Below are 16,894 nucleotides of genomic sequence, written 5' to 3'. Positions count from 1 at the left end.
TGTTTGTCAAATCTTGCTATCGCGAAGTCGTGCGTCATTTTTTTGACACGCGGGTGTGCTGGCAGAATTCAACGGCGGAAGAACCAGAGGAGCAGGGTCAGGACGACCGAGATGATGAGGCAGGTGACAATCGGGAAGCTGAACGAGAAGCCTTCGCGGACGATGTGGATGTCGCCGGGGAGTCGGCCGAAAGGGATGCGGCGGAGCCAGGGCCAGACGAGGCCGGCGATGAGGAGGATGAAGCCGAGGGTGATGAGGAGTCGTTGCATAGCCGGTAGTACGCAGCGCTGAAACGTCGTCCCCGCGGAGGCGGGGACCCAAGTTTGCGTGAGTCGTCCGTAGCTGATTTTACCGGTACGCGACGAACTTGGATTCCCGCCTGCGCGGGAATGACGGAGTGGTGTGCGAGCGCTGCAGTGCTCTGTGCGACAGGCTTAGCCGATCAGCACCGGCGCACGCGAACCACTACCCTGCCCAGTCCTGAACACACTCACCGCCTGCGCCAGCCTCCCCGCCTGATCCTGCATCGCCTCCGCAGCCGCCGCCGCTTCCTCGACCAGCGCCGCGTTCTGCTGGGTCACATGGTCCATCTGCACCACGGCTACGTTCACCTGCTCGATGCCCTGGGTCTGCTCGGTGCTGGCGGCGGTGATCTCGGACATGATGTCGGTCACGCGCTGCACGCTGCTGACGACTTCGCGCATGGTGTCGCCGGCCTGGGCGACCAGGCGGCTGCCGGCCGAGACACTGGTGACCGAGTTCTCGATCAGCGCCTTGATCTCCTTTGCCGCGGCGGCCGAGCGGTGCGCCAGGTTGCGCACTTCGCCGGCAACGACCGCGAAGCCGCGGCCCTGCTCGCCGGCGCGCGCCGCTTCCACGGCCGCGTTCAGCGCCAGGATATTGGTCTGGAAGGCGATGCCGTCGATGACGCCGATGATCTCGGCGATCTTGCCCGAGGCGGCGTGGATGTCCTGCATGGTGCCGACCACCTGCTCGACCACCGCGCCGCCGCGCTCGGCCACGCTGGAGGCGGTCTGCGCAAGCAGGTTGGCCTGGCGCGCGTTATCCGCGTTGTGGCGGACCGTCGAGGTCAGCTCTTCCATCGACGCCGCGGTCTCTTCCAGCGAGCTGGCCTGCTGTTCGGTGCGCGAGGACAGGTCCTGGTTGCCGGCCGCGATCTGCTGGCTGGCGGTGCCGATCGCGTCGCTGCCGATGCGCACCTCGGACACGATGCCGGACAGCGAGGCATTCATCTTCTGCAGCGCCGCCAGCAGCTGGCCGACTTCGTCGTTCGAATCGACAGTGACCGTCTGCGTCAGGTCGCCGTCGGCCACGCTTTGCGCCAGGTGCAGGGCCTGGGCGATCGCCCGGCCGATGCCCTGGATCAGGAACCAGGCGACGGCCGCGCCCAGCAGGCCGCCAATCACGTTCAGCGCGATCGCCACGTTGCGCGCATGCTCATAGCGGAGCACGGCGGCTTCGTATTCTTTTTTGGCGACGTCGATCTGCAGCCTGATCAAGGCCTGCATGTTCTGCTGCGCCGGCAAGTAGAGCTTCACCAGCGGGCCGATGGCCGCGGCCTTCGCGGCCTCGGCATCCTGGGCGCGCAGCGCCGCGACCACCGGCTTCACGCCCAGCTCGACGAACTGCGTGCGGCTGTCGATGAAGGTCCTGGCCAGCGCCTTTTCGTCGCCCGTCAGGAAGGTGGCCATGTACTTGGCCCACTGGCCGGAGATCTGCTTGACGCGGCCCTCGACTTCGTCGGCCGAGGCGCGGCCGTCGCCGCCTTCGAGGCTTGCGCGCAGCAAGGCGTTCTGGTTCCGCTGCATCAGGTTCAGCACGTTGCTCAGGTCGGCCAGTGCGATCAGGCGGTCGTTGTAGACGGTCTGCAGGGACGCATTGGTGGCGCTCAGGTTGGACAGGCCGGCAAGGCCGACGACGATGGCCACCGCGCTCAGCAAGGCGGTGAGGAAGATCAGGCGGGCTTTGATGCTGATGTTCTTGAACATGATGCGGCTCGGTTGGAAGAAGGATTGGATTACTGGAGTTGCATTCTTGCGGGCGCTGAACGGGCGCCGGTATCCAGCTTGAACACGCTGACCGACTGGGCCAGGTTGCGGGCCTGCTCCTGCATCGCGTCGGTGGCGACGGCGGCCTGCTCGACCAGGGCGGCATTCTGCTGGGTGACCCGGTCCATCTGCGCGATCGCGCCATTCACCTGTTCGATGCCGATGCTCTGTTCGCGCGAGGCGCTGGAAATCTCGCTCATGATGCCGGTGACGCGCTGGACGCTCGCGACCACTTCCTTCATGGTGGCGCCGGCTTCGCCCACCAGGCGGCTGCCCTTGCCGACCTTCTCGACCGATGCGTCGATCAAGGCCTTGATCTCCTTTGCCGCAAGCGCCGAGCGCTGGGCCAGTGTGCGGACCTCGCCGGCCACGACCGCGAAGCCGCGCCCTTGCTCGCCGGCGCGCGCCGCTTCCACCGCCGCGTTCAGGGCGAGGATATTGGTCTGGAAAGCGATGCCGTCGATGACGGCGATGATGTCGACGATCCTGCGCGCCGAATCGTCGATCTCGCCCATGGTCGCGACGACCTGATCGACCACCGCGCCGCCGCGCACGGCCACGCTGGAGGCGCCGGCCGCCAGCTCGCTGCCCTGGCGGGCATTGTCGGCATTGTTCCTGACGGTGCCGGTCAGCTGCTCCAGCGCGGAGGCGCTTTCCTCCAGCGCGCCGGCCTGCTGCTCGGTGCGGCCCGAGAGATCCAGGTTGCCGGCCGCGACCTGGACGGCGGCAGTGGAAATGCTGTCGGCGCCGCCGCGCACCTGGGTCACCAGCGCATTCAGCCTGTCGTTCATGGCCTTGAGGGCGGCCATCAGTTCGCCGGCTTCGTCGGTCGACGCGACTTCGACGCGGGTCGAGAGGTCGCCTCTGGCCACCGCATTCGCCAGCGCAACCGCCTGGCGCAACGGCAGCGTGATGCTGCGCGTCAGCCACCAGGCCAGCACGGCGCCGAGCAGCACGGCCAGCGCGCCGAACGCGGCCAGCAGCCGGCGCCCGCCGGCTGCCACCTCGGCCACCTTGTTCCTGGCGTCGTCGAAGATGCGCTTCTGGTGCGCGGACAGGCGGCGCACCGCCTCGTCATAGGCCAGCACCGCCGGCAGCATCTTGCCCTCCGCCAGGCGCAGGATCTCGTCCTGGCCGGCCGCGCCGCCATCCTTCAGCGCGAACACTTCGTCGCGCGCCGCCACATAGACCTTGCGGCGTCCGGCGATCTCCGCCAGCAGGGCCTTGCCCTCGGCGGCCGTCACCAGGGTGGCGATCTCCTGCTGGATTCCGCTGATCTCGGCGCTGTTGGCCTTCATCCTGGCGTTGATTTCCTTCAGGTCGGCGGCATCCACGGCGCGCAGGCGGGCGTCGATCAGGGCGCGGTTGACGCGGCTGTCAGCGTGCCAGAGGTCGGCCAGGCGGTTCTTGCGGGCCGCCCCGTCCATCGCGTCGGTGGCGTCGACCACCTGCTGCAGGCGCAGCGCGCCGATTGCCGTCAGGACCACGGCCAGCGCCAGCACGAGGGCAAACGCACAGCCCAGCCGGGCTCCGATCTTCAAATTACGAACTCGCATGTCTCCTCCGGATGGCGCAAAAGTAATTGTGTCGTAATGTCAATAGCGCCGATTAACAATGTTCATGATACGCATATTTACTATCCGTGGAGCAATTGGTTGCGGCATCGCAACATTCTGTGAACAAGAAGAAAACTGGTCTGGGGAGCAGAAAAGTTAAAATGCCCTCTTTCGATTGTTAAGTTGATACCGAGCCCAGTGAACCCACGCATTTCCTCCTATTTTTCGCGCCGGCTACGCCGCCTTCTGGCCGTGGCTATGCTGGCCAGCGGGCTGGCGCAGGCAGCCGCGCCGCAGCCGGTGCTGCTGGGGATCGACGGCGAGTTCGGGCTGGACAACAGCACCTCGGCCCAGGCAGTCGAGCTGGGCATGCGCGTCGCCATCGCCGAAATCAATGCGGACGGCGGCGTGCTCGGCGGACGCCGGCTCGAACTGGTGACCAAGGACCATCGCTCGATCCCGGCGCGCGGCATCCGCAACATCCAGGAATTCGCGCGCATGCCCGGCCTGGTGGCGGTGTTCGGCGGCCGCTTCAGCCCCGTCATCATCGAGGAGCTGCCGACGCTGAAGTCAACGAAGACCCTGTTCATGGCGCCCTGGTCCTCGGCCGACGCGATCGTCGACAACGGCATGCGGCCGAACTACGTCTACCGCCTGTCGCTGCGCGATTCGCTGGCCATGCCGCGGCTGCTGCAATCGGCGCACCGGCGCCGGCTGGACCGGGTCGGGCTGCTGCTGACGAACACGTCCTGGGGCCGCAGCAATGCCGAGGCGGCCGAGCGCGCCGTGTCCGCCAACCGCGGCATGCGCATCGTCGGCACGTCCTGGTACAACTGGCGCGACACCACTCTCATCGGCAAGTACCGGCAGCTGCGCGAGGCCGGCGCCCAGGCCATCGTGCTGGTCGCGAACGACGACGAAGCGGCGGTGCTGGTGCGCGAGGTGGCCGCGCTGCCGAAGGCGCAGCGGCTGCCGATCCTGAGTCACTGGGGCGTGACCGGCGGCGAATTCGTCAAGCAGGCCGGCCCGGCGCTGCAACAAGTCGACTTTTCCGTGATCCAGACCTTCAGCTTCTGGCAGGCCGACCCGGCGCGCGTGCGGCGCTTCCTGGCCAGCGCAGGGAAGATCTCGAGCGTCAGGCGCATCGAAGACATCAAAGGACCGGTCGGCACCGCCCACGCCTACGACCTGACCCACATCCTGGCGCAGGCCATCGAGCGCGCCGGCAGCACCGACCGCCGGCTTGTGCGCGATGCGCTCGAAAAGCTGCCGGCCTGGCGCGGCCTGATCAAGAATTACGCGCCGCCCTTCACCCCTGCCCGCCATGAAGCGCTGGGCCCGGACGAGCTGCTGATGGCGCGCTACCGGGCCGACGGCGCGCTGGTGCCGGCGCGGGAGTGAGGATGGCGCCGGCATCGCCTCCCGCACGGCTGTCGCGGCAATTCGCGATCGCCGCCGCGATCCTGACCGCGGCCGCCATGCTGCTGATCTCGATCGTCTCGTTCGGGCTGATCGACCGCCAGCGCGAGCACGCCAACGACCTGCTGCAGCAGCGCGAGGTCGCCTTCCACGCGCGTACCACCGGCCACAACCTGGAAGCGCTGACGACCCGCCTGGCGGACGTCGCGGCCAGCCCGATCCTGGCCAACGCCCTGGTCGACAGCGCCGGCAAGGAAACCTACCTGACGCCTTTCCTGCACGGCCTGCGCCAGATGAACGGGGTTCCGGTGCAGGTGCTGTTCACCGATTTCGAAGGCAAGAAAATCGCCGACAACGGCAGCACCGGTTTCGGCGAGCCCGAATATGCCTGGCTGCGCGAGCGCCTGGCCAGCGGTATCGAGCGCGCGACGCTGCACAAGGGCGAACTGTTCGGGGTCTACCTGCTGCGCTACTCGCGCACCCGCACGCCCGAAGGCGCGCTGATGTACAAGATCCGCCTGGACGACCTCAAGCCGGCGCCCTGGGCGGTGCTCGAACCCGCCGGCGCGCGCAAACCGCAGGCGCGCGAGATCAGCGCCCCGGTGCCGCTGCCGCCCGGCCTGGCGCACCTGGACCTGGCGCTGCGCGAGGACGAACGCAAGCTGGCGGCACCGCTCGACACGCCGGCGCCGCAATACCTGCTGATCGGCGCGATCACCGCCGCCCTGGCGCTGCTGGTCTTCCTGCTGGCCCAGCGGCTGGCCTTTGGCCTGACGCGCGACCTGCGCCTGCTGGAAGCCTTCTCCGCCAGCCTGGGCGACGCCGGCATCAGCAGCCAGCGCGCGCCGCTGGCCGGCAGCCGCGAAGTGGTCAGCCTGGCCGGTGCCATCAACCGCATGCTGGACCGCCTGTACGAGCAGCACGCGCACCTGGAAGCCGAGCGCCGCAAGTTCCACCAGCTGTCGAACAACATCCCGCAACTGGTGTGGATGGCCGACCCGGTCGGCAACATCCTCTGGTTCAACGACCGCTGGTACGAATTCGCCGGCGCCGAGCCGGGCGCCGTCTCGGTGGAGGACTGGCAGAAGCTGCACGATCCGAACGTCCTGCCCGAGGTGATGCGGCGCTGGCGCGAGGCCATCGCCAGCGGCCAGCCGGACCAGATGACCTTCCCGCTGCGCGGCGTCGATGGCCGCTATCACAGCTTCTTCTGCTCGGTGGCGCCGCTGCGCGACGCGGCCGGCCGCATCCTCCAGTGGTTCGGCACCTGCACCGACGTCAGCCAGCTCGAGGAAGCCGAGCGCGCGGTGCGCTACAGCGAAGAGCGCCTGCAACAGGGCCTGGTGGCGGCGCGCATGGCGGTGTGGGAGCGCGATCCGGTGAGCGGCGCCGTCAGCTTCTCGGCCAACCTGCACAGCGTCTTCGGCATGCACTGGACCAACGTGAACGAGCTGTGGGCGCTGGTCGATCCCGAGGACCAGGCGTCCCTGCGCGCGACCGTCAAGGGGGCAATCAGCGAAGGCTTCGATGCCGGTGAATACCGCGCCACGCCGCGCATCCGCCGCGCCGGCGACGGCCGCACCATCTGGATCGACATCCGCGGCCGCCTCGGCCTGGGGCCGGACGGGCGCAGCACGGTGGTGCACGCGGTGGCGATCGACATCACGGAACGCAAGCACGCCGAGGAAGCGCTGCAGCTGGCGGACCGCCGCAAGGACGAATTCCTGGCGATGCTGGCGCACGAGCTGAGGAACCCGCTGGCGCCGATCAGCAGTGCGGCCGACATGCTGCGCATCGCCTATGCCGGCGAGCCGCGCGTGAAGCAGATCAGCGACATCGTCGCGCGCCAGGTCGCCCACATGCGCCACCTGGTCGACGATCTGCTGGACGTCTCGCGGGTGACGCGCGGGCTGGTGACGATCAGCCGCCAGGCGGTCGACCTGCGGCGCGTGGTGACCGAGGCGGTCGAGCAGTCGCGGCCCCTGGTCGAGACGCGCCGCCATCAGCTCGAGGTGGCGCTGCCGGAGGCGCCGGTGATGGTCGACGGCGACCACACGCGCCTGGTGCAGGTGGCCGCCAACCTGCTCAACAACGCCGCCAAGTACACGCACGAGGGTGGGCATATTTGGGTAACGCTGGACGCCCACGCCGGCCAGGCCCGCCTGGCGGTGCGCGACAACGGCACGGGCATCGGACCCGACCTGCTGCCGGTGGTGTTCGACCTCTTCACGCAAGGCTCGCGCACCCTCGACCGCGCCCAGGGCGGCCTCGGCCTCGGCCTGGCGCTGGTGCGCAAATTAGTGGAGCTGCACAGCGGCCAGGTCTCCGCCAGCAGCCCCGGCCAAGGCCAGGGCAGCACCTTCACCGTCACCCTCCCCCTGCTCTAAAAAATTCGGGGTCAGAGCACTTTTCCAGTTTAATTCGGGGTCAGAGCACTTTTTGAAGAAATAGCTCACGGCCAAACGCTAGTCGGGACATGCAGCCGGCATCGCTTTAGCGCTCCCTGTTTCGCTCAGTAGATGTGCTCCGAGGCTATTGCCCAAAAATGTGCTCTGACCCCGAATTTTGCGAATAATGTGCTCTGACCCCGAATTTTGACCCCGAATTTTGGATTGCGGCACGGCACTGGTTTGACGAGGGGGACGTTTCGTTGGAACATGGCCTGCCCATCAACGATTCTGGTGCGCTATGGTTCCTGAGCTTGGATTGGTCTGCATTACCGTGTCGAAGGACGTCCGCTACCGCACCGTCACGCGCAAGCGGCTGCTGGAGCATTCGGACGAGGGCCAGCGCAAGCTGCTCGACGATATCTACCGCGACAACATCCAGACCCTGGCCGGCGCCGTGCAGTACTGTAAGCGCGAAGGGATCCGCCTGTACCGCATCCCATCCTCGATCTTCCCCTTCTTCGACGACGACGTCGGCCGCGAGGTAATGCGCGACCTGGCGCCCTCCCTGGCCCACACCGGCCGGCGCGCGATCGAGCTGGGGCTGCGCCTGGTGATGCATCCCGACCAGTTCGTCGTGCTCAGCTCCGATTCGCCGGAGGTGGTTGCCAACAGCGTCAAGATCCTGCAGATGCACGCCGATATCATGGACCTGCTGCAGCAGCCGCGTTCCTCCTGGGCCGTGCTCGAGATCCACGGCGGCAAGTCCAACCGCAGCGATGCGCTGGTCGAACGCATCAAGGAATTGCCGGACCCGATCCGCTCCCGCCTCTGTCTCGAGAACGACGAGTACTCCTACAACGCGGAGCAGATCCACGACGTCTGCACGCGCGCGCAAGTGCCGATGGTGTTCGACGCCCATCACCACATCGTCAGCGAAAAGCTGTCCAGCTACGACGATCCCAGCGTGGCCGCGATGCTCGAAAAAGCCCGCACCACCTGGCCGAATCCGGAACACCAGCTGGTCCACATCTCGAACGGCCGCGAAGGCTTCAACGACCGCCAGCATTCGGACCTGATCGCCGTGATGCCCTCGGCCTATGCGCAGGCGCCGTGGATCGAAATCGAGGCCAAGAACAAGGAAGAAGCGATCGCCGGGCTGCGCGGCTGGCTGCAATGATCGTCCGCGACCGTCCTTCGCCGCTGCGCCTGTTCCTGGTGATGCGCGGGTCGGTCCTGCCGAACATCTGGAAAAGCCTGCTCGGCACCACCCTGCTGGCGGCCGCCGTTACCTGGACCCACGGCAGCCTGTGGGGCCACAAGATCGCGATCGGCGCGATCCCCTTCACGCTGATGGGACTGCCCCTCGCGATCTTCCTCGGCTTCCGCAACAACGCCGCCTACGACCGCTATTGGGAAGGCCGCAAGCAATGGGGAGAACTGGTGACCCGCAGCCGCAACCTGGCGCGCCAGTGCCTGTCCCTGATCGAGTCAGGCGACTCGCCTGACGGCGCCCCACGCGAACGCATGATCCGGCGCGCGATCGCCTTCGCCCACGCCCTGCGCCACCGCCTGCGCGGCAGCGATCCCGCAACCGATGTCCAGCCCTGGCTCAGCACAGAAGAATGGGCGCGCCTGCAAAGCCTGCCCAACCTGAACCACGCGCTGATGCTGGAGATGGGCGCGGACCTGAACCAATGCCTGCGCGAGCGCCGCATCGACCCCGTGCTGGCGACTAGCGTCGACGCCACCCTGTCGGCGATGAACGGCGTGGCCACCGCCTGCGAACGCATCCGCGGCACGCCCATCCCCTTCTCCTACACCCTGCTGCTGCACCGCACCGCCTACCTGTACTGCGTGCTGCTGCCCTTCGGCCTGGTCGACGCGATCGGCGACCTGACCCCGATCGTGACCCTGCTGGTCGCCTACACCTTCTTCGGCCTCGATGCCCTCGGCGACGAGATCGAGGAACCCTTCGGCACCTCCGACCACGACCTGCCGCTCGAGGCCATGTGCCGCACCATCGAGATCGACCTGCGCACCGCCCTCGGCGACACCGAACTTCCCCCACCCCTGCTGCCGGTGGACTACCGGCTGAACTAGTCCGGCGATTGACTCGGCACCACGGTCTGGTGTGGAATACGCAACCATGACCGCCCCCTCCACTCCCACACCGAAGCGCCGCCTGCGGGTGATGCTGTCCGCCGTGGCCGGCGCCTTGCTGGCCGCCCTGATCGTCCCGCCGCTGGCGCGCAACCTGGAACACGCCCCGCTCGACGCCTCGGCGCGGCGCCAGGCCCCCGGCCAGTTCCTCACGCTCTCGCACGGCATCGTCCACGTGCGCATGGCCGGCCCCGAACAGGGCCGCCCGGTGATCCTAGTGCACGGCTTTTCGGTGCCGAACTATGTGTTCGACCAGACCAGCGCCGACCTGGCCGCAAGCGGCTTCCGCGTGATCCGCTTCGACCTGTATGGGCGCGGCTGGAGCGACCGTCCCGAGGTCGACTACGACCGCGAGCTGTTCGCCAACCAGCTGCTGGAACTGATGGACACGCTGCGGATACCGAAGGCCGACCTGCTCGGCCTGTCGATGGGCGGCGCGATCGTCGGGCGCTTCGCCGCGGAACACCCGGAGCGGGTGCGCAGCCTGGCGCTGGTGGCGCCCCTGACCGAGCCGCAGGACATCAGCGTGATGGCCTGGCCGGGCGTCGGCGAATGGCTGATGCGCACCTGGTATCTGCCGAAGCTGGCCGGCAGCCAGCTCGAGGACTTCCCCCACCCCGAGCGCGTGCCCGGCTGGGCCGAGCGCTTCCAGCCACAGATGCGCTACGACGGTTTCGGCCGCGCGATCCTGTCGACCATGCGCCATGTGATCCCCGAATCCTCGCTGCCCGATTTCCAGAAGGTCGGCAAGGCCGGGCTGCCGGTGCTGCTGGTCTGGGGCGAACTTGATGCGACCGTGCCGTATGCCCAGCACGCCGCCGTCCAGCGCGCGATCCCGCAGGCGCAGTTCATCTCCCTGCCCGCGACGGGCCACCTGCCTGTGGTCGAGGAGCCGGCGCTGACCGATCCGCAGCTGGCGGCCTTCTTCAAGCGGAACTGAATGCAAAAAAACACCAGCCCGCAGGCTGGTGCTTTCGATGCTGCTGGCTGACCGGACGCGATCAGTAGCCGCGGCCGCCGGAGGTCGGGGCAGGCGTGGTGCCCGTGCCCGTGGTGCCGGTGCCGGTCGTGCCGGTGGCGCTGGTGCCGGAGCCCGACCCCGAGCCGGTACCGCTCATGCCGGACGAGCTGGTGCCTGAGGTGCCTGAGGTGCCGGTGCTGCCGCTCATGCCGCTGGTGCCGGTCGAGCCGGAACCCATGGTGCCGGTGGCGCCGCTGCTGCCGGACGAGCCGGTGCCGGTACCCATGCTTCCGCTCGTGCCGCTGCTGCCCGAGGAGCCGGTGCCCATGCTACCGCTGCTGCCGGACGAGCCGGAGCCAGTGCCGGTGCCGGTGCCGGTGCCGGTGCCCATGCTGCCGCTGCTGCCGGAGGTGCCGGTGCCGGTGCCCATGCTGCCGCTGCCCGAAGTGCCGCTCGAGCCCGAGGAGCCGCTGGTGCCCATGCTGCCGCTGCCCGAGGTGCCGCTGGAGCCGGACGAGCCGGTGCCGCTGCCGCTGCTGCTGCCGGACGAGCCGCTGGTGCCGCCCATGCTACCGCTGGACGAGCTGCCGGAGCTGCCGGTCGTGCCGCTGCTGCTCGAGCCCGAGCTGCTGCTGTGTTTCTTCGATTTCTTCTTGCTCGACTTGTGCGTCGACGACTTGCCGGTGGTCTGGTCCGACTGCGAACTGGCGCTGGTGGTGTCGCCGGTCGACGAACTGCCGCTCGTTTGCGCCTGCGCATTCATGGTACCGAACATTGCCATTGCAACCGAAGCACCTAACAGGCCTTTCAGCAATTTATTCATTTTCATGTCGATCTCCTAATGTATATGGGGCAAGAAAAACTCAACAATATCAAGTAGATACGTTGCGGACCCGCAGTGTAAGGCCCTCATGGCAAAGCGTGCGCGCGTTAGCCGTGCGGCAAAATATCAAAAGAAAAACGCCGGGCAAGCCGGCGTCGTGATCAGTGCGTGGCGGCCACGGCGGGCGAACCGGGCGGCTTCACCAACCCAGCGCTTTCGGCAGCCAGCGTGCCCAGCCGGGTGTACAGCTCCAGCACATTGCTCTTGTCGTCCGGGTAGACCCGGTTCGACAGCAGCACGTAGAAACTGCGCGAGCCCGGATCGATCCACAGCACGCAGCCGGTAAAGCCCGTGTGGCCATAGCTGCCGACCGGGAACACGGTGCCGCGCGGGCGCACGGCATACGGCGAATTGATGTCCATGCCCAGGCCGCGCAAGGCCGCGATGCCGTCCGGCGACTGCACCGTCGTCATCAGGCGCACGCTTTCCGGGCTGAGGATGCGCACGCCGTCCAGCTCGCCATTGTTCAGCAACATGCGCGCATAGCGGGCGATGTCGTGGGCGGTAGTGAACACGCCGGCCGAGCCGGCCACGCCGTCCATGCGGCGCGCGGTCGGATCGTGCACCACACCCTGCAGCAGCTGGCCGGGCGCCAGGTCGCCGTGGGCCGAGCCTTCGCCTTCCCTGCCCTTCTGGGTCGGGGCGATCAGCGCGGCGGCGCCATTGCCGAGGCGGCGCAGCGGCAGATAACCGGTATCGCGCATCTTGAGCGGTTCGAAAATGCGGGTGCGCGCGAATTCGTCCAGCGGCATGCCGGATACCTTGTGTACCAGCTGGCCCAGCAGGATGTAGTTGATGTCCGAATAACGGAAGAAAGTGCCGGGCGGATGCGTCACGACCTGGCTGCAGGCCAGCGCATGGGCGGCGGCATCGCCGTGCCAGGCGGGCTTGGCCGGCAGGCCTGCAGGCAGGCCCGAGCTGTGGGTCAGCAGGTGGCGGATCGTGATCGTCTCCTTGCCGCCATTCGCGCATTCCGGGAAGTAATCCGTCAGCTTCGCGTCCAGCTTGATCCTGCCCTCTTCCGCCAGCTTCAGGACCGAGGGCGCGGTCGACAAGACCTTGGACAGGGAAGCCGCGTCGAACAGGGTGCCGGTATGGACGGCGCGCGCATCGGGCTCATAGCTGAGCTTGCCGTACGCCTGCTCGTAGACGGCGCCCTCATGCTCGACGTGCACCACGGCGCCCGGCAGCTTGTGCGCGGCGATGGCTTCCTGCACGGCGGCATCGATTTGCGGCAGGCGCGCGGCGTCGAGCTGGCCCTGCGGGGTGGCAGGCGCGTCAAGGCGGCCGTGGACGCAGCCTGTGGCCAGCATGGCAACACAGGCGGCGGCAATCAGGGAACGGATGGGAGGACGAAAGGCGGATCGGATCATGATGCGGTCGCTTGCGGAATTGAACCAATGCATCATAGGCAGGCACCCAGGCGGGGTCAAGCGCGCCGCCGCCGGCGAGAAAAAACCGATCGGCGTATCATGGCTCCATGATTCCTCTCTCGATACTCGACCTCGCCCCCATCGTTGAGGGCGGCACCGCTTCCGATTCCTTCCGCAACTCGCTCGATCTTGCCCAGCACGGCGAGCGCTGGGGCTACAAGCGCTTCTGGCTTGCCGAACACCACGGCATGCCGGGCATCGCCAGTGCGGCGACTTCCGTCCTGATGTGCCATGTTGCCAACGGCACCTCGACGATCCGCATCGGCGCCGGCGGCATCATGCTACCGAACCATTCACCGCTGGTCATTGCCGAACAGTTCGGCACGCTCGCCTCGCTGTTCCCGGGCCGCATCGACCTGGGCCTGGGCCGTGCACCCGGCTCGGACCACACCACGGCGCGCGCACTGCGCCGCAACCTGGCCTCAGATGCCGACGAGTTCCCGCAGGACGTGGTGGAACTGATGGATTACTTTGCCGATTCGCCGCGCAGGCAAGTGCGCGCGGTGCCCGGCGCCGGCCTGGACGTGCCGGTCTGGATCCTCGGCTCCAGCCTGTTCGGCGCCCAGCTGGCGGCCGCGCTCGGCCTGCCGTATGCCTTCGCCTCCCACTTCGCACCGCAGATGATGATGCAGGCGATCGAGCTCTACCGCGCTACTTTCCGTCCCTCGGCCCAGCTCGACAAGCCTTACGTGATGCTCGGCTTTAACGTGTTCGCGGCCGACACCGATGCCGAAGCACATTTCCGCGCGACCTCGATGCAGCAAGCCTTCATCAACCTGCGCAGCGGCCGCCCGACCAGGCTGAAGCCGCCGGTCGAGGGCTATCTCGATCTGCTGAGCCCGCCTGAACGATCCATGCTGGATTCGGTACTGTCCTGCTCGGCCATCGGCTCGCCTGCCACCGTCTCGGCCCAGCTGAAAGGCTTCATCGAACGCACCGGCGCGGACGAACTGATGGTCACCTCGCAAGTCTTCGACCACGCCGCCCGCCTGCGCTCCTACGAAATCACAGCCGACATCGCCCGCGGCTCTTAATCTTCCTCAAACCGGGGTCAGACCCCGAATTTTGGCAACTGCTCAGTAGATATTTCCAAAAATCGGGGTCTGACCCCGGTTTTTGGCAACTGCTTTTGGTCAACCGGGGTGGCGCCGAGATCGTTGTTTCCGTTGGGTGGCGAACAGTCGGCCGGGTTTGCCGGGCCTAGGCTAGCCTCATCGACCTACTAACGGAGTCCTGTCATGCATGCCAAACTGATTGCAGCATCCATCGTCCTCTCGCTGGCCTCGACCGGCGCCGCCTATGCCAAGCCCAGCTGCCTGAAAGGGGCGGCCGCGGGCGCCGTCGGCGGCCATTTCCTCGGCAGGCACCACGTGCTCGGCGCGGCCGTCGGCTGCGCCGTGGGCCACCACATGTCGAAAAGGCAGGAGCGTGAGCAGGCCAAGGCGCAGGCTCGGGCAAATGCCCAGGCCCAGGCGAATGCCCAAGCCCAGGCCAACGCCCGGGCGCAGAACGGCCAGGCGCCGGCTGCCCGCCGCTAAGCTGGCAGCATCCGGCGATGTTCAGGCGTCGCCGGTGCCTGCCTGCAAGGCATCGATGAGATCGCGGGTCGAACGCACCTTGCCCATGTTGCGGAACACATTCTCGCAGCAGTTCTTGTGCGCGTCGCCATTCCCGCTGCTCATCGCATCTTCCACGAAGACCAGTTCGTAGCCACGGTCGAAGGCCGCGCGCGCGGTCGACTCGACGCCGTAGTTGGTGGCGATGCCCGTCATGATGATGGTCTTGATGCCGCGCCGGCGCAGCAGCTGGTCGAGCTCGGTGCCGTAGAAGGCGCCCCACGTACGCTTGGTCACCACGTGGTCCTGGGCCTGCACCTGGGCCGACGCCGCCATGTGCGATGCCTCCGGCGGCGGGGCCGGCGTGCCGGGCTTGAACATCGGGTTGTCGGCGGGTGGCAGGCGCAGCTCGTCCAGCTGCACGCGCACGAAAATCACCATGCCGCCGCGGTCGCGCATTTCGCTGGCCAGCAGCACGCAATTGCCGACCACCCGCTCGGCGGGATGCGGGGCCAGCTCCCTCTGTACATTGAAGTTCTGCAGGTCGATCTGCACCAGGGCCGTACGGCCGATGTCGATATTCAGGTTCTTGTCCATTCAATCCTCCTTGCGCAAAGTATTCACCAGACCCGCGGCAAGCGGCGCGCGCTGCGCCCGCCGTTAATACAGACCGGACCTGGGCTCTGTGATAAATTGCCCAGGGATCAACACTAGAGACGGCAAACGCCGCAGACCATGAAGAAAATCGCCATCGCCGGCGCCAGCGCGCTGCTGGCGGCTTGCAGCACCACCCAGCCTCCCCTCACCGCTTACAGCACCGGCTCCGGCGCCGCCCGCAGCGAAGCCCAGCAAGCCCTCGAATTCGACAAGGCCGACCTCAAGCTGCGCATCGAGCCCGCCACCCGCAGCATCGCCGGCGACGTCACGCTCACCTTCGGCACCCGTGCGCAGCTGTCCAGCATCGAGCTCGACCTCGACCGCAACCTGCCGATCGACGCCATCGTCGTCGACGGCCAGCCACTGCCCGCCACGAGCTGGCGCAATCCGGAAGGCAAACTGACCATCGACCTGCCGCATCCGCTGGAGCCCGGCAAGCAGATTGCCGTGCGCGTGCAGTACCACGGCAAGCCCCACGTGGCCAAGAAGGCGCCCTGGGACGGCGGTTTCGTCTGGTCGCAGACGCCGGACGGCCAGCCCTGGGTGGCAAGCGCCGTGCAGGGCGAAGGCTGCGACCTGTTCTGGCCCTGCATCGACCACCCGACCGGAAAAGCGAAAGTGGTCGACGAGCACATCACCGTGCCGGCGCCGCTGGTGGCGGCCGGCAACGGCGTCGCCATGGGCATGGATGAGAAGGACGGCTGGCGCACGTACCACTGGCGAACGAAGAACCCGAGCACCTACGGCATCTCGGTCAACGTCGCGCCCTACCAGCTGCTGTCCGGCGAATACCGCAGCCGCTACGGCAACGTGATTCCGCTGCGCATGTGGTACCTGCCGCAGAATGAAAAAGGCGCGAAGGAACTGTTTGCCGAGTTCGCGCCCATGCTGGACTTCTTCGAAAGCACGATCGGCCCCTACCCCTTCGGCGACGAAAAGATGGGCGTGGTCGAGACCCCGCACCTGGGCATGGAGCACCAGACCATCAACGCCTACGGCAACAAGTACGCGAAGACAGCCTTTGGCTACGACGAGCTGCTGCAGCACGAATTCGCCCACGAATGGTTCGGCAACCAGCTGACCAACGCCAACTGGGATGACATGTGGCTGCACGAAGGCCTGGGCAGCTACATGCAGCCGCTGTACATGCAAAGCCTGCGCGGCGACCTCGAATATTTCGCCTGGCTGATGCGCCAGCGCGGCCTGATCGAGAACAAGGCGCCGATGGTGTCCGGCAAGCCGCGGCTGGAAGAAGACGTCTACGACACCAAGCGCGGCGGCCCCGGCCAGGACATCTACAACAAGGGGGCGCTGGTCATGCACACCCTGCGCAATCTGATCGGCGACGAAGCCTTCTTTCGCACCGTGCGCGAAGAAGTCTACGGCACGCCCGACCCGCGCCCCGGCAACTTCGCCCCGCGCTTCGGCACGACCCCGGAATTCATCGCCATCGCCAAGCGCGTGAGCGGCCGCGACCTGGACTGGTTCTTCCAGGCTTACCTGTACCAGAAGGATTTGCCTGAGCTGCAGGCGACACGCAGCGGCGGAAGTTTGCAGCTGGCCTGGAAGACAGAGAAGAACACGCCTTTCCCGATGCCGGTGGAGGTGAAGGTGGGGGATCGCGTGGTGAACGTGCCGATGACGGATGGGCGCGGGAGTATTGCGCTGGCTGAGGGCGCGGCTTATACGCTGGACCCGCATTCGAAGGTGCTGCGCAGGGAGCAGCATATCGAGCGCTACCACCAGTGGCAGGAGGAGATGAAGAAGAAGCGTGAGAAGGCTTCGTAAAACGTCGTCCCCGCGAAGGCGG

General features: G+C 67.0%; 15 protein-coding genes. 9 read left to right on the top strand and 6 right to left on the bottom strand.

All coding sequences use genetic code 11. From position 1 onward, the window contains the following. Nucleotides 1–68: 68 nt before the first annotated feature. The 3 genes from LQV39_RS09880 to LQV39_RS09870 all read right to left on the bottom strand — a co-directional run bounded on the left by LQV39_RS09880 (nucleotide 69) and on the right by LQV39_RS09870 (nucleotide 3,625). Nucleotides 69–269, bottom strand: coding sequence for a DUF2905 domain-containing protein (locus LQV39_RS09880; protein WP_230024865.1), 201 nt, complete (start codon nucleotides 267–269; stop codon nucleotides 69–71). A gap of 165 nt (nucleotides 270–434) precedes the next feature. Beyond that, nucleotides 435–2,009 (bottom strand): methyl-accepting chemotaxis protein, encoded by a 1,575-nt coding sequence (locus LQV39_RS09875; RefSeq protein ID WP_230024863.1) that lies wholly within the window; start codon nucleotides 2,007–2,009, stop codon nucleotides 435–437. Between the two features lie 29 nt (nucleotides 2,010–2,038). Continuing rightward, complete coding sequence (locus LQV39_RS09870) at nucleotides 2,039–3,625, bottom strand: methyl-accepting chemotaxis protein (RefSeq protein WP_230024860.1); 1,587 nt, start codon at nucleotides 3,623–3,625, stop codon at nucleotides 2,039–2,041. Nucleotides 3,626–3,823: 198 nt separating this feature from the next. On the opposite strand from LQV39_RS09870, the gene LQV39_RS09865 reads away from it, so the two are divergent. The 5 genes from LQV39_RS09865 (at nucleotide 3,824) to LQV39_RS09845 (ending at nucleotide 10,534) form a co-directional block, all read left to right on the top strand. After that, on the top strand, nucleotides 3,824–5,026 hold the full coding sequence (locus LQV39_RS09865; RefSeq protein ID WP_230024858.1) for an ABC transporter substrate-binding protein: 1,203 nt from the start codon (nucleotides 3,824–3,826) through the stop codon (nucleotides 5,024–5,026). Between the two features lie 2 nt (nucleotides 5,027–5,028). Beyond that, the gene (locus LQV39_RS09860; protein ID WP_230024855.1) at nucleotides 5,029–7,431 is read left to right on the top strand and encodes a PAS domain-containing sensor histidine kinase; all 2,403 of its coding nucleotides are present in this window, start codon (nucleotides 5,029–5,031) and stop codon (nucleotides 7,429–7,431) included. A gap of 301 nt (nucleotides 7,432–7,732) precedes the next feature. Next, nucleotides 7,733–8,611 (top strand): UV DNA damage repair endonuclease UvsE, encoded by an 879-nt coding sequence (uvsE, locus tag LQV39_RS09855; protein WP_290368568.1) that lies wholly within the window; start codon nucleotides 7,733–7,735, stop codon nucleotides 8,609–8,611. Further along, nucleotides 8,608–9,534: a bestrophin family protein gene (locus LQV39_RS09850; RefSeq protein ID WP_230024851.1), complete on the top strand. Its 927-nt coding sequence runs from the start codon at nucleotides 8,608–8,610 to the stop codon at nucleotides 9,532–9,534. The genes uvsE and LQV39_RS09850 overlap by 4 nt, the downstream gene beginning before the upstream one ends. A 46-nt stretch (nucleotides 9,535–9,580) precedes the next feature. Continuing rightward, nucleotides 9,581–10,534 carry an alpha/beta fold hydrolase gene (locus LQV39_RS09845; protein ID WP_230024849.1) on the top strand — a complete coding sequence of 318 codons (954 nt, stop codon included), beginning with the start codon at nucleotides 9,581–9,583 and terminating at the stop codon, nucleotides 10,532–10,534. A gap of 61 nt (nucleotides 10,535–10,595) precedes the next feature. Here the strand turns inward: LQV39_RS09845 and LQV39_RS09840 are convergent, their stop codons facing one another. Continuing rightward, nucleotides 10,596–10,841, bottom strand: a complete 246-nt coding sequence (locus LQV39_RS09840) for a hypothetical protein (RefSeq protein WP_230024847.1) — start codon at nucleotides 10,839–10,841, stop codon at nucleotides 10,596–10,598. Between LQV39_RS09840 and LQV39_RS09835 the strand changes: the two genes are divergently transcribed. Next, nucleotides 10,840–11,397 carry a hypothetical protein gene (locus LQV39_RS09835; protein ID WP_230024845.1) on the top strand — a complete coding sequence of 186 codons (558 nt, stop codon included), beginning with the start codon at nucleotides 10,840–10,842 and terminating at the stop codon, nucleotides 11,395–11,397. The two genes, LQV39_RS09840 and LQV39_RS09835, sit on opposite strands and share 2 nt — an antisense overlap. A 142-nt stretch (nucleotides 11,398–11,539) precedes the next feature. Here the strand turns inward: LQV39_RS09835 and LQV39_RS09830 are convergent, their stop codons facing one another. Continuing rightward, nucleotides 11,540–12,811, bottom strand: a complete 1,272-nt coding sequence (locus LQV39_RS09830; RefSeq protein ID WP_230024843.1) for a serine hydrolase — start codon at nucleotides 12,809–12,811, stop codon at nucleotides 11,540–11,542. Nucleotides 12,812–12,918: 107 nt separating this feature from the next. Here LQV39_RS09830 and LQV39_RS09825 point away from each other — a divergent pair, with 107 nt between their 5' ends. Both LQV39_RS09825 and LQV39_RS09820 read left to right on the top strand, forming a co-directional pair. Further along, the gene (locus LQV39_RS09825) at nucleotides 12,919–13,905 is read left to right on the top strand and encodes an LLM class flavin-dependent oxidoreductase (protein WP_230024841.1); all 987 of its coding nucleotides are present in this window, start codon (nucleotides 12,919–12,921) and stop codon (nucleotides 13,903–13,905) included. Between the two features lie 204 nt (nucleotides 13,906–14,109). Then, complete coding sequence (locus LQV39_RS09820) at nucleotides 14,110–14,409, top strand: hypothetical protein (protein ID WP_230024839.1); 300 nt, start codon at nucleotides 14,110–14,112, stop codon at nucleotides 14,407–14,409. A gap of 21 nt (nucleotides 14,410–14,430) precedes the next feature. On the opposite strand, the gene LQV39_RS09815 is transcribed toward LQV39_RS09820, so the two are convergent. Beyond that, a complete protein-coding gene (locus LQV39_RS09815; protein WP_230024837.1) occupies nucleotides 14,431–15,024 on the bottom strand; it encodes an isochorismatase family protein in 594 nt (197 codons plus the stop codon). A gap of 138 nt (nucleotides 15,025–15,162) precedes the next feature. Here LQV39_RS09815 and LQV39_RS09810 point away from each other — a divergent pair, with 138 nt between their 5' ends. Then, entirely contained in the window at nucleotides 15,163–16,872 is a 1,710-nt protein-coding gene (locus LQV39_RS09810; RefSeq protein WP_230024835.1) for a M1 family metallopeptidase, read from the top strand. Nucleotides 16,873–16,894: the final 22 nt, after the last annotated feature.

This window comes from Massilia sp. Bi118, from assembly GCF_918697865.1.
Taxonomy (GTDB): domain Bacteria; phylum Pseudomonadota; class Gammaproteobacteria; order Burkholderiales; family Burkholderiaceae_D; genus Telluria.
This window is presented reverse-complemented; position numbering and strand designations above follow the sequence as displayed.